Annotated in this window: 15 protein-coding genes; 4 read left to right on the plus strand and 11 right to left on the minus strand. The window is 52.7% G+C overall.

Features of this window, described 5'->3' with window-relative positions:
* Nucleotides 1-34: 34 nt before the first annotated feature.
* On the minus strand, nucleotides 35-640 hold the full coding sequence (locus D3A97_RS17560) for a sensor histidine kinase (protein WP_438830699.1): 606 nt from the start codon (nucleotides 638-640) through the stop codon (nucleotides 35-37).
* Between the two features lie 592 nt (nucleotides 641-1232).
* Here D3A97_RS17560 and D3A97_RS17565 point away from each other — a divergent pair.
* On the plus strand, nucleotides 1233-1700 hold the full coding sequence (locus tag D3A97_RS17565) for an N-acetyltransferase (RefSeq protein WP_119079832.1): 468 nt from the start codon (nucleotides 1233-1235) through the stop codon (nucleotides 1698-1700).
* The gene (locus D3A97_RS17570; protein ID WP_119079833.1) at nucleotides 1697-2242 is read left to right on the plus strand and encodes a hypothetical protein; all 546 of its coding nucleotides are present in this window, start codon (nucleotides 1697-1699) and stop codon (nucleotides 2240-2242) included. The genes D3A97_RS17565 and D3A97_RS17570 overlap by 4 nt, the downstream gene beginning before the upstream one ends.
* Nucleotides 2243-2327: 85 nt before the next feature.
* Here the strand turns inward: D3A97_RS17570 and D3A97_RS17575 are convergent, their stop codons facing one another.
* Nucleotides 2328-2882 (minus strand): 5' nucleotidase, NT5C type, encoded by a 555-nt coding sequence (locus tag D3A97_RS17575; RefSeq protein WP_119079834.1) that lies wholly within the window; start codon nucleotides 2880-2882, stop codon nucleotides 2328-2330.
* A 94-nt stretch (nucleotides 2883-2976) separates the two neighbouring features.
* On the opposite strand from D3A97_RS17575, the gene D3A97_RS17580 reads away from it, so the two are divergent.
* A complete protein-coding gene (locus D3A97_RS17580) occupies nucleotides 2977-3723 on the plus strand; it encodes a DeoR/GlpR family DNA-binding transcription regulator (protein WP_119079835.1) in 747 nt (248 codons plus the stop codon).
* Here the strand turns inward: D3A97_RS17580 and D3A97_RS17585 are convergent.
* From D3A97_RS17585 to D3A97_RS17610, 6 genes are all read right to left on the minus strand, one after another.
* On the minus strand, nucleotides 3720-4670 hold the full coding sequence (locus D3A97_RS17585; protein ID WP_119079836.1) for a YihY/virulence factor BrkB family protein: 951 nt from the start codon (nucleotides 4668-4670) through the stop codon (nucleotides 3720-3722). The two genes, D3A97_RS17580 and D3A97_RS17585, sit on opposite strands and share 4 nt — an antisense overlap.
* Before the next feature lie 125 nt (nucleotides 4671-4795).
* Nucleotides 4796-6475: a SusD/RagB family nutrient-binding outer membrane lipoprotein gene (locus D3A97_RS17590; protein ID WP_119079837.1), complete on the minus strand. Its 1680-nt coding sequence runs from the start codon at nucleotides 6473-6475 to the stop codon at nucleotides 4796-4798.
* A gap of 22 nt (nucleotides 6476-6497) precedes the next feature.
* Complete coding sequence (locus tag D3A97_RS17595) at nucleotides 6498-10214, minus strand: SusC/RagA family TonB-linked outer membrane protein (RefSeq protein WP_198674049.1); 3717 nt, start codon at nucleotides 10212-10214, stop codon at nucleotides 6498-6500.
* Nucleotides 10215-10264: 50 nt separating this feature from the next.
* Nucleotides 10265-11296, minus strand: a complete 1032-nt coding sequence (locus D3A97_RS17600; protein ID WP_198674050.1) for a FecR family protein — start codon at nucleotides 11294-11296, stop codon at nucleotides 10265-10267.
* A 63-nt stretch (nucleotides 11297-11359) separates the two neighbouring features.
* Nucleotides 11360-11941 (minus strand): RNA polymerase sigma factor, encoded by a 582-nt coding sequence (locus D3A97_RS17605; protein WP_119079839.1) that lies wholly within the window; start codon nucleotides 11939-11941, stop codon nucleotides 11360-11362.
* A gap of 179 nt (nucleotides 11942-12120) precedes the next feature.
* Complete coding sequence (locus D3A97_RS17610) at nucleotides 12121-13245, minus strand: aldose epimerase family protein (protein WP_232826006.1); 1125 nt, start codon at nucleotides 13243-13245, stop codon at nucleotides 12121-12123.
* Between the two features lie 167 nt (nucleotides 13246-13412).
* On the opposite strand from D3A97_RS17610, the gene D3A97_RS17615 reads away from it, so the two are divergent.
* Nucleotides 13413-14123, plus strand: coding sequence for an NUDIX hydrolase (locus D3A97_RS17615; protein ID WP_317126382.1), 711 nt, complete (start codon nucleotides 13413-13415; stop codon nucleotides 14121-14123).
* 58 nt (nucleotides 14124-14181) lie between these two features.
* Here D3A97_RS17615 and D3A97_RS17620 read toward each other — a convergent pair whose 3' ends face one another.
* The 3 genes from D3A97_RS17620 to D3A97_RS17630 form a co-directional block, all read right to left on the minus strand.
* Nucleotides 14182-15645, minus strand: a complete 1464-nt coding sequence (locus D3A97_RS17620; RefSeq protein WP_119079841.1) for a Gfo/Idh/MocA family protein — start codon at nucleotides 15643-15645, stop codon at nucleotides 14182-14184.
* A 108-nt stretch (nucleotides 15646-15753) separates the two neighbouring features.
* Nucleotides 15754-16458 carry a dipeptidase PepE gene (pepE, locus tag D3A97_RS17625; protein WP_119079842.1) on the minus strand — a complete coding sequence of 235 codons (705 nt, stop codon included), beginning with the start codon at nucleotides 16456-16458 and terminating at the stop codon, nucleotides 15754-15756.
* Nucleotides 16459-16591: 133 nt separating this feature from the next.
* Nucleotides 16592-17074, minus strand: coding sequence for a hypothetical protein (locus D3A97_RS17630; RefSeq protein ID WP_119079843.1), 483 nt, complete (start codon nucleotides 17072-17074; stop codon nucleotides 16592-16594).
* Nucleotides 17075-17251: the final 177 nt, after the last annotated feature.

The following is a 17251-nucleotide window of genomic DNA, read 5'->3' on the forward strand; positions in this document are numbered from 1 at the left end:
TGGGAATTGAGGTGAGAACAATATTAATCAATATTTATGTGATGGTCAGTACCGCCTTGTTCAACCAGCCGTTCTCTCCTCTGATGCCGGTGCGGTACGCCAGGCTGATCTGCCTGATATTTTGCTGGTTATACAATTGAATACGTTTATTCAGCATATCCCGTTTATCGTCCGGTTCTTCCGCGCGGGTAAAGCTGATCCCGTTATCTGTCACTTCCACTACCAATCCGTTTTCCTGTGCCCTGAGGGCCACTGTGATTTTTCCAGGCTCATCTTTTCCGAGATTCAGCACTCCCTTGTAAAGCGCGTCTTCCAGCAGGCTATGGGTTAAAAAGGGCGGTATATCTTCCAGCCAAAGTTCTTCCGGCAGGTCTATTTCGTAAGTGAACCTATCCGGGAACCGGGCCTGTTCCAGCACCAGGTAATCATTAATGAGGTCAGCCTCATCGCGCAGGGAAATGGCAATATCATCTCCGTGCTGTATCATTTTCCGCAGGAACGCGGAGAAGCGGCTCACATACTGCAGGGCCGTTTTTTTATCATCGGCATTGATAAAATACTGCACCGCGTTGAGGGAATTGAACAGGAAATGCGGGTTCATCCTTGCCTGAAGGATCTTGAGCTTGAGCATCAGGTTCATCTGGGCAATCTGTTCCCGTTGCCGTTCCAGTTGCTCGTCCTGCTGCTGCAGCCGCTGTTTCAGCTTATTTCTGGCAATGTATACGATGGCCAGTGTGATGAGGACGGGCAATAACGCCAATATGTACATCCACCATGCTTGGGGCTGCAGGGCAATGGCACTTAACCTGTTGTATCCCGGGAAAGCCTTCAGGGACACGCTGACCCCTGAAATACTCTCCGCTCCTTTTGCATAGGTGAATGGTCCAATATTTCCCCATACTGCAGCCGGTTCCCTGTCCCCGCTTTGTCCCGCGCACGGCATTCCGCTGAAAGTTCCGGCCCATGCTATCATTCCAGCAATCCACCCGAATATTCTAACCATTTCTCTGCTTTGTAATTAAAGATCGGCAGAAAATAACGGTTTTGGGAGATGAATTAACGGATGGGCGGTTTGGGTTAATGAAAATATCAGGAAAACCGAAAAAGTGATGGTAAACACTGAAAAAGTATTGGAGATATAAATAGGTGAAGCACAGTAGATTACATAGCTTTGTGAAGAAGAAAGGAAGGCAATTTATTGACAAAATCTGTAAACAAAATCGCATATCTTTATGATAGTGACGGAAGTGTTAACCCAACAGGAAAAAGAGGTATTGATTACGGCCGTGGTATCCGGCGATTTCAAGAGAATAACCCGTCGCCGGTTCTTTTTTGACTGGAAGCAGGTGAGAAACAGTTGCCGGTTGTTCAAGCTGGTGCTGGAAGAAACGGGGGAGCTTCTGGGGCTGATGGCCCTGGCAGACCACCCGGAAGAAAAGCGGGTGGAGATACAATTACTGGCGGTGTCTTGTGAAAACAAGGGGAAAGAGAAGATGTACGAGGGGGTGGCCGGGTGCCTGATGGCTTATGCATGCCGGGAGGCTTTGGGGCTATACGAGCTGGATGCGGCGGTTTCCCTTACGCCCAAAACCGTGTTAAAGGAGCATTACATGCAAAAATACGGCATGCAGGATGCGGGCCGGCAGCTATACGTGGAGAAAGGGACATTGAAAAACCTTCTTTTAAAATACGATCTATGAGTGCAAAACATAAAAAATACACCGTTGAGGAACTGTTGAAAACCAACACACCGGAGGAGTTGGCAGAGGCGTACGTGTTTCCTGAAGTCTTAACGCCGGAGGAACGGAAGGCGGCAGCGGAGGAACTGGCCGCAGCCCGCCGGAAGAGCGCGGCGTCTTTTGCCGTAGAAGACAAACAGGCACTCCAATTGTTTCGCCTGAGAATGAAAATGGCAGACTACATCAAGGCGGAATCCTACAAGCCGCAATACAGCCTGGGTTATTTCCTGAAGGAATACCTGAAAGTACTGGGCATGAGGCGGAAAACGTTTGCCGGGGAGATCACAATTGATCCTTCCCTGTTGAGCCACCTTGTCAATGATAAACGGGAGCCACCGGAGTATATTTATTTCAGGCTGGAAATTCACTCCGGCAATATTCTGCCTGCGGATTACTGGTTCAGGATAGTAGAGAAACAGAAAGCGCATGCTATCAAAACGGATAAGCTGTCCCGGAAAAAGCAGCAGGCTTTTGTGCAGAACAGGTTATCCGTTGATAAATGATAAAAGCGATATCGTAAAGGGATGAGGTTGCTGATGCCTTTTTTGCCGGGGAAGGGCCGCGCAGGGAACGGACTCAACGGTCTGTTTATTCTTCCACTTCTGCCTCCGCCTCCTGCATGGCGAAAAACCGCGCTATCTCCTCCCAGCTATCATAGCGGTTGTAGTCCTGGTAATTGATGTTATGCGGGGCGGTGAACAGCAGGCGTTCCCCTTCGAAATACCGGAGGTTCTTGTCGTAATCGTCAATCATATAATCTGCCTGCACAATGGTTTTGAGGCCGCAGAACACGATGTTCTTCCAGCTGATGTAGGGGAAATGCTCCTTCAGCCATTCCAGCTTTTCGGAGAGAGATTGCGGGAACTCCACGGCGGCAGACACAATGAACACTTCATAGTTTTCCATCAGCTTCAGGATCACCTCCTGGGCGCCGGGCATTACCGGTGCGGTGCGGAAAAACCCGGGCGTGTGCAGGAACTTGTATACAATACCCTCCTGGGGGAAACCCGTGGTTTCGGGAAGGCCCATCAGTTGCTCCTTGGTAACGCGCTCGCCAGTACGTTCATAATACCAGTCTATGTAATGCTGGTTGAGGTCAGCCATCACACCATCCATGTCTATTGCAATTCTCTTTTTTGCCATATTCTGCTATTTGATGCAAAGTTATGCAATATTTGTTAACCTAACGTTATGAAAATGGCAATATTTTACATAATATTGCATAAAACCGCAAGCCATGTTAAGAGAAGAGCGCCTGGAATACATTCTGAAGAAGCTGAAAGCCGACCAGAAAGTGCTGCAAACAGAGTTGAGCACCGACCTGCAGGTGTCTGAAGACACCGTACGGCGCGACCTGGAATCGCTGGCGCAAGACGGGCTGCTGATCAAGGTGCGGGGCGGGGCCATTCCCCACTCTCCCAACCCCTATTCTTTCAAGGAGCGGATATTGCTGCATGAGCGGGATAAACAGCTGATGGCGCAAAAGGCGTTGTCACTGCTGAAAAACGGGCAAACCATCATACTGGACGGGGGTACTTCCACCCTTATGCTGGTAAAGCTCTTTCCCCCTGGCCTGCAACTCACTGTTATCACCAACAGCGTGCCCATTGTGGCCCAGTTGATGGAGCACCCGGGCGTGGAAGTGATCTTTACGGGCGGCAGAATTTTCAAAGATTCGCAGGTAGCCAGCGGCCTTGACACTATCCGCATGATACGCCGGGTGCGGGCAGACCTTTGTTTCCTGGGGATATGCAGCTTGCACCCCATTGTAGGCGTAACCGGCCTTGACCTGGAAGAAGCAGAAGTAAAATCCGCCATGGTGGAATCTGCCAACCGCGTGGTGGCGCTCGGCACCAGCGATAAAATGGGTACTGCGGAGCCGTTTAAAGTATGCGAGATCACCGGTATAGATACGATCATTACAGACAAGCCCGAAGATGAAGCCCTGCAGCCCTACATTGACCTGGGCATCCAGGTGGTTTAGGTGATATTATTGGACTTCTCCGGCAAATTCCCTTTTGATTCCATTTCCACCTGCTCCACCCACACCGCATAATCATTCGGGTAAATACGCGCACCCTTGTGCTGCACGTACTGCCGCGTGAACTCCGCGCCAAAGTACAGGATAGCGGCGGAGTAATACACCCATACCAGCAGGATCACAATGGAACCGGCTGCACCATAGGTGCTGCTGATGTTACTGTTGCCCAGGTAAAAACCAATAGCGGCCTTTCCGATCATAAACAATACGGCGGTAGTGAGTGAGCCTACCCACACATGACGCCATTTTACCCGCGCATCCGGTAGCACCTTGAATACAACTGCAAACAAAGCGGTAATGGCCGCAAAAGTGATCAGCAGGTTGATGATGTACACGGCTACCACCGCCATATCCGGGAAGTAGGCCATGAGGCGGCTGATCAGCACTTCAATAATACCATGCACCACCAGGGATACCACCATTACAAAACCTAAACTGATCACCATGGAAAAAGACAGCAGGCGGGTCAACACAATTTTGAGAATGCCCTTGCCCTTTTTAGGTTTTGTTTTCAGGCGCCATATGAGATTAATGGAATCCTGTATTTCGGTAAACACGCCGGTGGCGCCAATGATCAGCGTGGCAAAACCGATAAGGGTAGACCAGCCAAAGTCACGGGAAAGCGTGGAGTTCTTGACAATTTCCTGCACCTGCTGGGCGGCGGCAGGTCCCATCAGGCCGCGGAGCTGACCATACAGATCACCTTCCAGCGCTTCCCTGCCCAGGAAAATGTCACTGAAAAACAGCACAATAATAAGCATGGGCGCTATGGAAAACACGGTAGAATACGCGAGGGATGCGCTCAGCTTCAGCACCTTGTCATCCATAAAATCACTTGCGGCGCATTTGAACAGCCCCCACCATTTTTTTAGCGGTAATGGTTGTTTCATAACAGGCGTTACACAAAAACCCGGCCACGGGGAGTATGCCCATAAAAAAAGGCGCCTCTCTATCAAGGCGCCCGGTATGCTGTATTTCAACCAAATTCCAGGTTAACAAACAGCTCCCATGTCTGTCAGTTTCCTTTCCCGAAATCTGGACTGTTCTTGTCGAACCACAGCCGTTGTGTACTAAGCGCCGGCACGCCCCTGTCTCCAGGGGTAAAGCCCTGCTCCTGCTGGGCGTTCTGCCAGTTTTCATTATTGGTGCCCAGGGGCGGTTCTTCCAGCGGGTAGCGCCGCGGAATAGGCTCGTTCCATGCATTGCGGGGATAATACGTTGAATTGTTTTTCGGGTAGCCTGTTCTTCTTACAAACACGAAAGCCTCGTTAGGCTGGCGGTAAAAATTCAGGTACTCCTGGACGTAAATGCGTTCCAGGTTGTTCACGCCATTGAGTTTTACGTTCGGATGATTGCGGTAGGCCTGTATTTCCGCTTCGCCGTTGCCGGTGAAACCGGTAGTAGACAAGGCGGCCACGGCAATTTTATTCATGGTCTGGAGGGAAGCGGTAATGCCCCTGTTGTACCAGTACTCTGCATTGCCTTTGGTATCAAAACCGGCCCCATGCCCCTTCTGGATAAGCTCGGCAATATAGAAGCAGGTTTCGGCCCAGGTGGCCATGTAATCCAACATGCGCCCGTCGCTGGTGCTGTAGATGCCGTAGCGCGGCGCAAAGAACCTTTTGTTGATGTTGCCGATGAGGCGCCATTTATTGTTACCGCCCGCGTCGTAGGTGGTTTTGTACCAGCTGGCCGTGCCGGGGTCTGTAGTCCAGTCTGCCGGGCCGCCCTGGAACGCCACCAGCGGGTCATTGATGTTGATGAAGGCAGGCAGTGTTCTACCGTATTTGGTTAGCGTATCCCTGAAGGAACCTACCAGGTCGTTAGGGCTGAAATAGATCTGCAGGCGGGGATCAGCAGTGGTTTTCAGGAAATTAATAATAGATGAGGTGCCAAAGCGGGGGCTTCGGTAATCGATGTCATTGCCAATAGGGTTGTGTTGTGGTTTATTATACACAAATTGGGCATTGTCACTGTCTATAGGTCCGGCGGCACTTTCCATCACTTCCTGGAACACCCTTTTGGTCACGTTCGCGTCTTGCCCTTCGTACCGCACGGCTATGCGCAGTTTGAGGGTATTGGCCAGTTTGGCCCAGTTTTCCCAGTTGTTGGCGTAAAAAAGATCAGATGCGCCAAAATTCACCTGCCCGGTGGGAGAACCGCTGAGGGAGTCTACGGCATCGGTCAGTTCTTTCAGCCAGGTATCGTACAGTGTTTTCTGATCATCGTACACCGGTTTGAACTGCTCCTCTGTTCTGCCTTGTATAGCCTGGGTGTAAGGAATGGAACCGTTCATATCAGATACCTTGAGGGCATGCAGCACCTGCGCCACGTAGGTAGCCGCCCTGATGTTGCGGTAGCGCTCCCTGTCTGCTTTTGTTTCTACCTGCGCCCTGATCTCGAACAGGTTGGGCAGCACCTTGTTGTACAGCACGCCGTAACGGCTGTTGATGTTGGTAGACAGCTCATAGGGGTCTGTAGTAAGATGCTGGGAAAAACGCAGCAGTTGCTCCAGGTTTTCCCATATCCATTCCGTACCCTGATAGCTCTCCATGTTTTCAAGGGAGAAGGCAAAGAGGGAATTGATATCGGGCGTAGTTACCACGCTGGGGTCTGTATTGATCTCCGCAAAGTCTTTTTTGCAGGATGCACCGGCCACCGCGGCAATGAGTATGTACAGGCTTAGCTTCTTCATAACAATATCATTTAAACGTTGATTAAAACCCTGCCCTGATGGTAAACCCGAAAGAGCGTACCATGGGTGGAACAAAACCTTCTTCCTTGTTCACGCTCGTTCTGTTGGAATTGTTGGAAGCAGGGTTGATATTATTGGGTAAAGAATTGTAGAGATAGAACAGATCGCGGCCTATGATGCTTACGCCCAGATTAGTGAGGTGCAGCTTGGCAGCCACTGCCTGCGGCAACGTATAGTTCAGCGCAAGCTGGCGGAGAGACACCCACGAGTTCTTTACCACCCAGTAGTCTCCCACAGCAGTGGAGAAGGAACCATAGCGGTAGTTGAACTGCGGCAGGTGGGTGGGCTCCACATACCCTTTTTCATATGCTTCGCGGTAGGTCATCCCGCTCACGTCTACGTCCGTACCGTCTGCCTGCCTGATGGTCTGCCCGTTGTCAAATACGCCTTCGGGTATAATGCCGTCGTCATACGTTTGATCGTCATACTTGCTGGTCCATACAATGCCGCCGTGGTCTTTATCCCTCCCCGGCAAAGAATTTTTGAAAATACCGGTATGCGTGCCATACCGCAGGGTATGCATCACCATGTCACCGCCTATTTTGGCGTCTATCAAAAAGTTCAGGGAAAAGTTGCGGTACCGGAAGGTATTGTCCCAGCTACCGCGGAAGTCCGGGTTGATGTCTCCTACGTCCATCCATTCATTGCTGCGTTTGGGAAAAGCGGCCCGGGCATCGGAGCGCCAGTCAAGCACTACCATGCCATTATTGGGATGCTCTTTCGGGTTGCCGCCGGCATCTACGGCCTGGTAGGCCTTGGAGTGGATGCGGGTGCGGATCACACCGTAAGTACCGCCTACTTTGGCATACGGTATCTGGTCGTTACCGCCCAGCCCTTCATCGTCCAGCGCATAGTATTCCCTGTCACCGTACAGCTCCACTATCTTGTTACGGTTACGGGTATACGTCAACACCGTATTCCAGTCAAAATCCTTTGTTTTAACAGGGGTGGCGTTGAGCGCTATTTCCACGCCGGAGTTCTGAATGTTGCCGGCGTTGATGAGCATGCTGTTGACGCCTGACTCTGCGGCGGCAGGAATGCGGATGGCCTGGTTAAACGTATTGTCACGGTAAACGGTGGCGTCTATGCCCAGCCTGTCTTGCAGGAAACGCAGGTCTACACCGGCTTCCAGGGCCCTTTTATTGAGCGGCTTGATGTTTTTGTCTACTACGAAAGACTGCCCGCTGGGGTCAAGGAAATAAGTCAGCAGCGGTGTATTGCCGCCGTTAGCTTCGCTGAAGTTCTGCAGCTTGAAGCCGGGGTTGATGATGAAGGGGTCCAGGTCTCCGCCCAGCCAGGCAATGTTGCCGCGCAACTTGCCGAAGGAAATGAAAGACGGCAGTTTGAACGTTTCCGTGAATATCCAGGAAAGGCTCACCGCCGGGTAGTTGTAGAAGTTGTTGCCGGAGCCGTCTGCATAGGTGAGGGCGGAAGACCAGTCTCCCCGCCAGGTAGCCTGCATGTATAGCTGATCTTTATAGGCCAGGTCCGCGCTGGCATAAATGGAATTGATGGTTTTGCGCGTTCTCACCCCACCCTGGGATACCTGTGGCCGCTGGGAGTTGGCCAGGAAGTAGTTGCCCGGGAATATGAGGCCGCCCGCGGTTTCGGAGTAATTGTAAGACTGGCTGTAACGTTGTGTTTCACCTCCGATGTAACCGTTCAGCGTAAGGTCTTTGCTGAGTTGTTTGGTGACCAGCCCCATCCATTTGAGGAAATAGCTGGTTTTATTGGAGTGCCCCAGACCGTATTTACCACCGCTGGTATTGTCCGCGCCGGTAAAGTTGTAACCCTGGCCCAGCTCCTTCGTTTCGTTCCTGATGGCGAGGTTGTTAAAGTTGCCTTCCAGCTGGAGCTTCAGCCAGCTGTTGAGCGTAGCGGTAACGGTGAGGCGGCCCCGGAACATCTGTTCATCCTGCAGGTAATCGTTCTCAAAAATACGGTACCAGTAGTCTGCTCCAGGCACAAAGTTGGTTTCCGCCGCATCATATACTTTAGGTACGCCGCCCAGGCTGCTGGTGTATTTGCTGCGCTGCATCCAGTATTTGGTATCGTAATTGCGGGGAAATATCCAGATGTAGTTGTTCAGGCCCAGCGCAGGCGGGTTCTCCCCTTTCAGGCTGGTATAGTCCGCGCCCGCATCCAGCGCTATGAAGCTGGTGAGGTTATGGGTGGCGCGCAGCGAAAAGGCGTGTTTGTTCAGCTTGTTGCGCAGGTTGATGCCTTCTGCCTGGTTGCGGGAGTAAGAGAGGCGGAAGGATGATTTATCCGTAGCACCGTCCAGCGCCACATTGGTGATATAGCCTACGCCGGTCTGGAAGGCATCCAGGTAGTTGTTGGGGGCGGCCTTGTACTCCGTCCACGTACCATCATAGTTCAGCACGCGCTGGTTGGCGAAGCGGGGCCCCCAGTTTTCCAGTTCCCGGTTTTTCTGCGGGTCTATGTAAGGGTCTCCGTTGCCGTTGGTGGGGAACACCTTGGTTTCCCAGCTCTGCTTGTCTGTGTAACCGGGATCGCGGGTATCTGTAAAGAACGCGCCCACGGTGCCGCCGCCAAATTCATTCTGAAAATCGGGGCCGCGGTAGGGCTGTTGTACGTTGACGGTTTGAGATACCGTAACGCCCCATCCTTTTTTGACGCGCCCTTTTTTGGTGGTGATAAGCACCACCCCGTTAATGGCGCGGGCGCCGTACAGGGCAGCGGCGGCGGAGCCTTTCAGCACAGACACGCTCTCAAACTCTTCCATGTTCAGGTTCTTCAGGTCGTTACCAAAGTCCCGGCCCTGCCCGTTGAACGCATCGTTGTCCATGATCACCCCGTCTATCACGAATATGGGTTGGTTGTTGGTGCTGAGGGTAGAGTTGCCGCGGATGAGGATGCGGGAATTCCCGAACAGGCCGCCGGAGCCCTGGTCTATGTTGATGCCCGCGGCTTTGCCCTGCAGGGCGTTGATGGGGTTCACCTCATTGGTGGCGGCCAGGTCCGCACCTTTCACTTCCGTAACGGAAAAGCCCAGTGCGCGTTTTTCCTTTCGCTGGCCCAATGCGGTCACCACTACTTCCTGCAATTCCCTTTTGCCTTCCAGGAGCACCACGTTGTACGTGGCGGACGCGCCTACCGTTACCTCCTGCGTTTCGAAGCCGATGGCGGTAAATACCAGTATGGCGCCTTCTTCCGCTTCTATTTCATAGCGGCCGTCCGCATTGGAAATAGTGCCTTTGGCGGTACCTTTCACAGTCACCGTTACACCGGGTACGGTGCTGCCGTCTGCCGTTTTCACCTGCCCCGTCACTTTTTTGAACGCGGCCTCCAGCGCTTCGCTGCTGATCACCATTTTCACCCCGTTCTTTTGCAGGATGATCTGGTTGCCCACTACTTCATACGTGACCTGGTAAGGGGCCAGCAGGGTTTCCAGCACGTCTCCCAACCGTGTGTTCACCACTTCAATGCTAACTTTGTTATTGAGCGGGATGGTGCGGGATTTGTACGCGAACTTGACGGCAGCCGTCTGTTCTATTTTGCCCAGTACATTTTTCAGCACTTTGTTGTTCATGGCGAGGGAGATCTTTTTATCAAGCACACCCTGCGTGCCCGTTGCTGCCGCCAGTGCGGTACCGGCCAGGTATAGCAACAGGAATGACTTTAACAGCGCTACCCGCATTGTAAGGAAGGTATTCATACGCGTTTTATTTTGGTTGACTGTAAATGCGTTCCGACACGCAGCGGGCCTTAGTTACACCCCTGCGCCTTTAGATAGATCACATGCTCATGTGTTTCATACGTTGCGCCCAATACTTTACAAAGGATCTCCAGTTTTTCTTGCAAAGATTCCTGCTCCAGGGATACGGTCACCATGCATTTGGCCAATTGGGCGCGGTTATATTGAATGTTCACTGTATACATATCTGCCAGCGAGTCCAGCACCTGCGTTACGGGCGCCTCATCAAAGCTGAGCGTGGCGGTGGTTACCGGGCTTTGCAGCAGGCTTGCGTCTGCCACCGCCGTCTTGTTGAGCGTGTTCGCTTTCCGGTTGAACACCACCTGTTCATTGGGCAGCAATATCAGCTCTTCCGCACCACTCTCCTCTTGCCGGGAAACGGCCACCTTGCCGGATTTGACAGCCACGGTGATCCGGTCTTCCACCTTTACCCTGAAGCTGGTACCCAGCACTTTGGTAACAATCCCTTCACTGTACACCAGGAAAGGGCGCTGCGCATCGCCGGCCACTTCAAAAAATGCCTCTCCGCTGAGGTACACTTCCCTTTTTTCTCCTTCCAGCAGGTTGCTGTATTGCAGGCTGCTGTTTTTATTTAAAGTAATGCGGGTGCCATCTGTAAGATATACGGTTTTGGGGGCCGTTCCGTTGTTCCGGGCCGTAATTTGGGCCGCCCCTGCCTTGGTCACTATCAGGCCGCGCTGCACCGGCGCCCCTCCCGAAAAGGCGTACCAGAGGCCTCCGGCCGCCAGCAATGCCAATACCGCGGCCGCAGCGGCATACCGGCGCCAGCGGATGCGGCGCACCGGGGCGTCCATTTGGGTCTGCACGGTCTGCCATACCTCATTTGCCAGCTCATGACTGCCAGGCCGGGCCTGCTCTGCCGCATAAATGCTGCGCACCAGCTCTACCATGGCCTGCCGGTCCGGCTGCTGCCGCACCCAGTTTTGCCAGTAAGCGTGCTCCTTCCCCTCCGGGGACTGCACCCACCGGATGAAATCGTTGTTCTGCAGCAATGCTTCCAGTTCCTCCTGAGAATAAGACATGTTGGCTTGTTTGATATAAGTGTATGTTTCCAGGGCCGGATACTCACCCGGCGCCATTTTTTTTTAGAAAAACAGGGAAACCAGGAGCAGCAGGGCGGTATTGAGGTAATGCCGCAGCTGCACTATAGCCCGGTGCAGCAGGTTAATGGCAGACTGGTAGTTGACAGACATGATCTCGGCCACCTCTTCCGTAGTGCAGGCATGAAAAAAGCGCAGGTTGATCACTTCCTGCTGCCGGGGAGACAGGCGGTCAATGGCGCGGCGTACCTGTTGGTGGCGGCCGTGTTCCTCTTCCCGCTCCAGGATGTTCGTTTCGATATTCTGGGGGTCTGGCAGCTCGGGCAGGTCTGAAAAATAACGGGTGCGTACCTTGTTGTTGCGGAGCAGCTTGTAACGCAGGGCTTTGAGAAGGTACCCTTTAACGGAGCGCACGGGGGAAAGCCCTCCACGGCCCCTCCAGAGTTCAACAAAAAGGTCCTGTATGGCGTCTTTCACCACATATTGTTCACTGCTGATACGCATTCCATAAGCAAACAGCCCATGAATATGCTCCCGGTACAACCGTTCAAATGCCTGCCGGTTGCCCTTTCTGAAATCCTCCCAGGCTGACTGGTCAGCAGAAGGCGTCATGTCGTTTTGAGGCATGCTGTTAAAGCTGACTTACGTATGAGAAAGGTAGAAAATATTATTTAAAGTTTTACTGTTCACCTGGCCATGGCGCCGCTCTCAAAGTTGCCTCACAAAAATTACATTAAAAAAGGGTTTGTTGCCCAAACGCCCGTATAAGCGCCAGCAGCAGCAAACCCTTTACCTGGTGGTATACTTTATTTTATGCTGAATTGATAAATAGTGGTTTGTGTATAACGCGCGCCCGGTTTCAGGATGGTATTCGGGAAAGAGGGCTGGTTGGGTGAATCAGGGAAACGCTGTGTTTCCAGGCAGAGACCGGCATTTTTCCCGTAGTATGCGCCGTTGCGGGTGAACTTCAGGCTACCGTCCAGGAAGTTGCCGGTGTAGAACTGTACGCCGGGCTCTGAGGTGGCCAGCGTCATGAACCTGCCGCTTCCGGGGTCGTAGAGGGAACCTACGGTCTGGAGGCCTTCCTTCTCAAATACCCAGTTATGGTCATACCCGCCTTTTACGTTGCCAATATCGTCACCAACACGTTTGGCGGTGGTAAAGTCCATCGGCGTGCCTTTCACCGGCTCTATTTTGCCGGTGGGGATCAACTGGGCATCTACCGGCGTATAGCTGGGCGCGTCCAGTTGCAGCACATGGTTGAGAATGGTAGAATCTTTTCCGGCGGAGAGGTTGAAATACGTGTGGTTGGTAAGGTTCACCGGGGTGGGTTTGTCTGTGGTGGCCACGTACTCTATTTTCAGGCCGTTGTTGGCGGTAAGTGTATAGATCACCTGTGCCTGCAGCGTGCCGGGGTAGCCTTCTTCCCCGTCTGGACTGGTGTGTTCCAGCAGCAGGCTGCTGTCTCCGGGCAGCGGTGTTGCTTTCCAGATGGCTTTGTCAAATCCTTTGAGACCGCCGTGCAGGGAGTTGCCGTTATTGTTGGCCGCCAGTTTGTACTCCGCGGCATCTATATTGAACCTGGCCTTGGCAATGCGGTTGGCATAGCGGCCCACCAGCGTGCCAAAATAAGGGTTGCCTTTCTGGCGGTACCCCGCCAGCGAATCGTAGCTCAGCACTACGTTACCGGCATTGCCATCTTTGTCTGGCGTAATAATGTCTGTGATAATTCCACCGTAATTGATCACTTTTACGATCATGCCTTTACCGTTTGCCAGCGTGTACTGGGATACCGGCTCGCCATCCACTTCTCCGTATGGCTGCACTTCAATGGCCGGGACGGCAGCGGTGGAATCTTCAGCAACACTCTTTTTAGGCCCAGCGTTGTTGCAGGCGGAGCCAGCCAGCAGGCTGCAGGTAACAATCGTCATAACAGAAGCGGTTTTCTTGAACATGAGAAAAATGTTTTGATGATCACGTGGATTTATCGTTTAAATATCAGGAATTAATCCCGGATTTTCCAGCAAAAAAAGTCAAATTGACAATTATAGTTTTACGATATTAGCCTAACAATATTCACACGCGAAAACTGATAGACTTGAAAATCAATCACTACGCAGGCAAGAACAGGATGTTGCTCGCGGTAGACTGCATCATATTCGGATTTGACGGCACGGAACTGAAACTTTTACTGATCAAGAGAGGCTTTGAGCCTGAAAAGGGCCGCTGGAGCCTGATGGGAGGCATTGTTCAGCCCAATGAAAACCTGGAGAAAGCGGCGGCCAGGATATTGAAAGAACTGACGGGGCTGGAAGACGTATACATGGAACAGCTGCACGCCTTCGGCGAAGTAGACCGGGACCCCGTAGAAAGAACCGTATCGGTGGCCTACTCCAGCCTGATAGACATCAACAAGTACAAAAAGCAGATCAATAACGATTACCATCCGGAATGGTTCCCGCTGAAAAAACTGCCCTCCCTGATCTTTGACCACCGGGACATGGTGGAGATGGCCAAACAAAAGCTGCGGTATAAAGCCGCCTTCCACCCTGTTGTATTCGAAATGCTGCCGGAGAAATTCACCCTCCCGCAATTGCAAAGCCTGTATGAAGGCATCTACGGCTCGCTGCTGGACAAGCGGAACTTTTCCAGGAAAGTGCTGTCTACCGGCCTGCTGGTGAAGCAGAACGACAAGGAAAAACAAAGCTCCAAGCGGGGCGCGTTCTATTACAAACTGGACAAGCGGAAGTACCAGATCAAGTTCAATGCCTTCCTCAATTTTATTCCCAGGCCCACCTATGTGCAGTAGGCATACATAAAAAAGGCGCACCCTACCGGATGCGCCTGTGTATTGCAACAAGATCGTTTTAGTGTACGTTGAGCTGTTTCGATTCTGATTTCTTCTCCACACCAATTACGCCCGTGTTGCCGCCGCCTTTCAGCGTCAGTTCTACCGGTTTGTTGGTTTTCCATGCGCCGCGGGTAAAGTCAGGAATGTCTACGCTGCTGGCGCGTTTGGCAATGGATTTCTCGCTGAGCGGCACAATGCAGCTCCATGCGGCGGCATCATACACATCCTGGTCAAGCGGCAGGCCGTTGCGCAGGCAGTCTATCAGGCGCCAGTCCATCATAAAGTCCATACCGCCGTGGCCACCCACCTGTTTGGCCAGATCGCCGATGTGTTTGATGATCTCCGGGGTGTATTGCTCTTTCAGCTTGGTCATTTCTTCTTCCTTGATCCAGGAATGGCCGAAGGCAATACGCTCGGGGCTGGGATATTTGGAGGCCATGCCTTTGGTACCGCTGATCAGGTGAATGCGGGAGTACGGCCGCGGCGTGGTCACATCGTGCTGTATCATGAGGGTTTTGCCTTTAGCGGTCTTGACCGAGGTAGTGCTCATGTTACCGCGGTAGGATTTGCCCACAAATTCGTTATAGAAAGGATCGGCAGCCGCTTTTTCTTTTGCCATGTCTGCCATCATGAAATCGTTGCTGGCCATGGTAACGAGGTAGTCCATTTTGTCTCCCCGGTTAATGTTCATGCACTGCGCAATGGGGCCCAGCCCGTGGGTGGGATACAGGTTGGCGTTGTGCTTGATATTTTCACGGAGGCGCCACATGTTCTGGTAACCTTTTTTGGAGAAGTTGAGGTCACGCAGATCGTGAATATAGGCGCCTTCTGCATGCACCAGCTCGCCGAACATGCCCTGGCGGGTCATGTTAAGGGTCAGCAGTTCAAAGAAGTCATAGCAGCAGTTTTCCAGCATCATGCAGTGCTTCTTTGTTCTTTCGGAGGTTTCCACCAGCTTCCAGCAGTCTTCCAGCGTAAGGGCTATGGGCACTTCGGAGGCGGCATGGCAACCATGCTCCATGGCATAAAGCGCCTGGGGCGTGTGCAGCTCCCAGGGCGTGGTGATGTATACAAGGTCCAGCTTCTCGTTGTTGATCATGTCTTTCCAGCCGTTCTCACCGGAATATTCCCTGGCGGCCGGCCTGCCGGACTTGGTCACGATCTGGTTGGACTTGGTGGCGCGTTCCGGCAGCAGATCGCACAGGGCCACAATTTCAACACCGTCTATGTAAGACATGCGCTGCACGGCGCCCGGGCCTCGCTGGCCCTGGCCAATAAAGCCAATGCGCACCTTGTCAATTTTGGGCGCGGCATAACCGCACATATTAAAACGTTGCTGTTTCTTTGATTGCTTCAGTGCAGCATCCAGTTCCCTGTCTGAGGGAGCGGTGGGCGTGGAAGCGAAAGAAGGCAGGCCCATGGCAAGGGCGCCTGACCCTACTGCCAGGTGGCGTAGGAAATTTCTGCGGTTCGAACTCATAGTTTTTTGTAGTTGAGCGTAGACAATAAAGAGCTGCTAAAAATAGTAAAGTTTTACAGTTTCCCCAGCTTTTTTTCATGGAACGGCCGCAGGGCGGTACAAAGCGGTTTACAAGATGGCCAGGCTGCCCCCGCTTTCCAGTTCGTAGGGCGCGTGGCCGGCCTTGAAAATACGCGCGCCGGGCTCGCCGCGCAGGGTAATTTCTGTGCCGTTCACCTCTATCCACCCTCCTTCCCGCAAGCCCACCACGGGTATGGAGCTTTGGGTATGGAACTCTTTGATGCGCGTTTCCCTTGTTTCGCCCATGTGCTGCAGGCCTGGCTGCGGGTCAAGGTAATGCGGGTTGAGGTTGAAGGGTACCAGCCCCATGGTCTGGAAGCTGGGTGGGTATACAATGGGCATGTCGTTAGTGGTTTGCATGTTGATGCCGCCAATGTTGCTGCCCGCACTGGCGCCCAGGTAAGGTTTCCCTTTTTCCACTTCAGCGTTCAGCGCTTCCATCAGCCCCAGCTCATGCAGTTGTTTGACCAGCAGGAAGGTATTGCCGCCGCCGGTGAAAAAACCCTGTGCATGCAACAGGGCCACGGCCGGGTCTTCAAACGTATGTAGCCCTTTTACGCGGATGCCGATGGTGGCGAACGCCTCTGCCGCGCGGGCCGTATAATCATCGTGAGAAATACCGCCGGGGCGGGCGTAGGGAATAAAAACGATGTCGGAAATACCGAAAAAAAGCTGCTGCATAGCGGGTTTCAGGTAAGCGAGGTACTCCTGCCCGAACAAGGTGGAGGTACTGGCCAGAACGATCTTTCTCATATCCCAAAAATAGTAAACTCCCCCGGATTGGGAGAGTTTACGTATCAGGGCATACAATCAGGCTGAAATGGCGGGCGTATGGATGAAGGAAAGCATGGTTTCCGCGGGGTTGGTTATGATGACATAGCAACACTTACATAAATAAAAGATCGTCTCCCTCAGCCGCCGGCAGCACCGCCTTTTCAAAACGCTCAAAAAACAGGGGCAGCGGCGGTTCTTCCCGGTCTTCCAGCCTTTGCAGCACGGCCTGCTGCGCCAGCAGGCTGATGCGGAAAACAGGGGCGCCTACCACCAGCACCGGCTGCTCCAGCGGGTGATACCAGAGGTATTGCAGCGGCCAGTCATGAAACCGCTGCGAGGCCACCCTGAACAGGTAGGCCCCGGCATGTACGGCCAGCCACTGCTTCCATTCGACAGACAGTGCGCTGTAACGGGCTTCTGATAGTATCAAATCCAGTATGCTCAGGCTGCCCAACCGGTAATTCAGCCGGTAACCGAAGCGCTCTTTGTAAAAGGCGCCAAATTCCTCCGCACGCCGCTCTACCAGGGAAGCCAGTTCAATGGAAGGCCGGATGTACTGATTATTTTGCTTGCGGAAAAAACGGAAGAACGGCATACTGATGTTTATAATGAGGGCTCACGAAATCCTGGCCCTGATAGCCGCAGCAACAACAGCCACATGGCAAAATTGCGTAGGTACATGACCGTTATAATCCATTGTCATAAGATTATGTTTAGCTGTATCTGGCATAAACATACTAAAGACGGCCCGGCGGCAGGGGCTATAATGCAA

The organism is Chitinophaga alhagiae (genome assembly GCF_003568665.1).
Lineage (GTDB): Bacteria > Bacteroidota > Bacteroidia > Chitinophagales > Chitinophagaceae > Chitinophaga > Chitinophaga alhagiae.

Coding starts and splice junctions, on each gene's coding strand:
- D3A97_RS17610 (WP_232826006.1), bottom strand. CDS start 13,245: ATGACGATTGTTACCTGCAGCCTGCTGGCTGGCTCCGCCTGCAACAAC.
- D3A97_RS17595 (WP_198674049.1), bottom strand. CDS start 10,214: ATGAATACCTTCCTTACAATGCGGGTAGCGCTGTTAAAGTCATTCCTG.
- D3A97_RS17590 (WP_119079837.1), bottom strand. CDS start 6,475: ATGAAGAAGCTAAGCCTGTACATACTCATTGCCGCGGTGGCCGGTGCA.
- D3A97_RS17630 (WP_119079843.1), bottom strand. CDS start 17,074: ATGCCGTTCTTCCGTTTTTTCCGCAAGCAAAATAATCAGTACATCCGG.
- D3A97_RS17560 (WP_438830699.1), bottom strand. CDS start 640: ATGAACCTGATGCTCAAGCTCAAGATCCTTCAGGCAAGGATGAACCCG.
- D3A97_RS17585 (WP_119079836.1), bottom strand. CDS start 4,670: ATGAAACAACCATTACCGCTAAAAAAATGGTGGGGGCTGTTCAAATGC.
- D3A97_RS17620 (WP_119079841.1), bottom strand. CDS start 15,645: ATGAGTTCGAACCGCAGAAATTTCCTACGCCACCTGGCAGTAGGGTCA.
- D3A97_RS17580 (WP_119079835.1), top strand. CDS start 2,977: ATGTTAAGAGAAGAGCGCCTGGAATACATTCTGAAGAAGCTGAAAGCC.
- D3A97_RS17605 (WP_119079839.1), bottom strand. CDS start 11,941: ATGCCTCAAAACGACATGACGCCTTCTGCTGACCAGTCAGCCTGGGAG.
- pepE (WP_119079842.1), bottom strand. CDS start 16,458: ATGAGAAAGATCGTTCTGGCCAGTACCTCCACCTTGTTCGGGCAGGAG.
- D3A97_RS17565 (WP_119079832.1), top strand. CDS start 1,233: ATGATAGTGACGGAAGTGTTAACCCAACAGGAAAAAGAGGTATTGATT.
- D3A97_RS17600 (WP_198674050.1), bottom strand. CDS start 11,296: ATGTCTTATTCTCAGGAGGAACTGGAAGCATTGCTGCAGAACAACGAT.
- D3A97_RS17570 (WP_119079833.1), top strand. CDS start 1,697: ATGAGTGCAAAACATAAAAAATACACCGTTGAGGAACTGTTGAAAACC.
- D3A97_RS17575 (WP_119079834.1), bottom strand. CDS start 2,882: ATGGCAAAAAAGAGAATTGCAATAGACATGGATGGTGTGATGGCTGAC.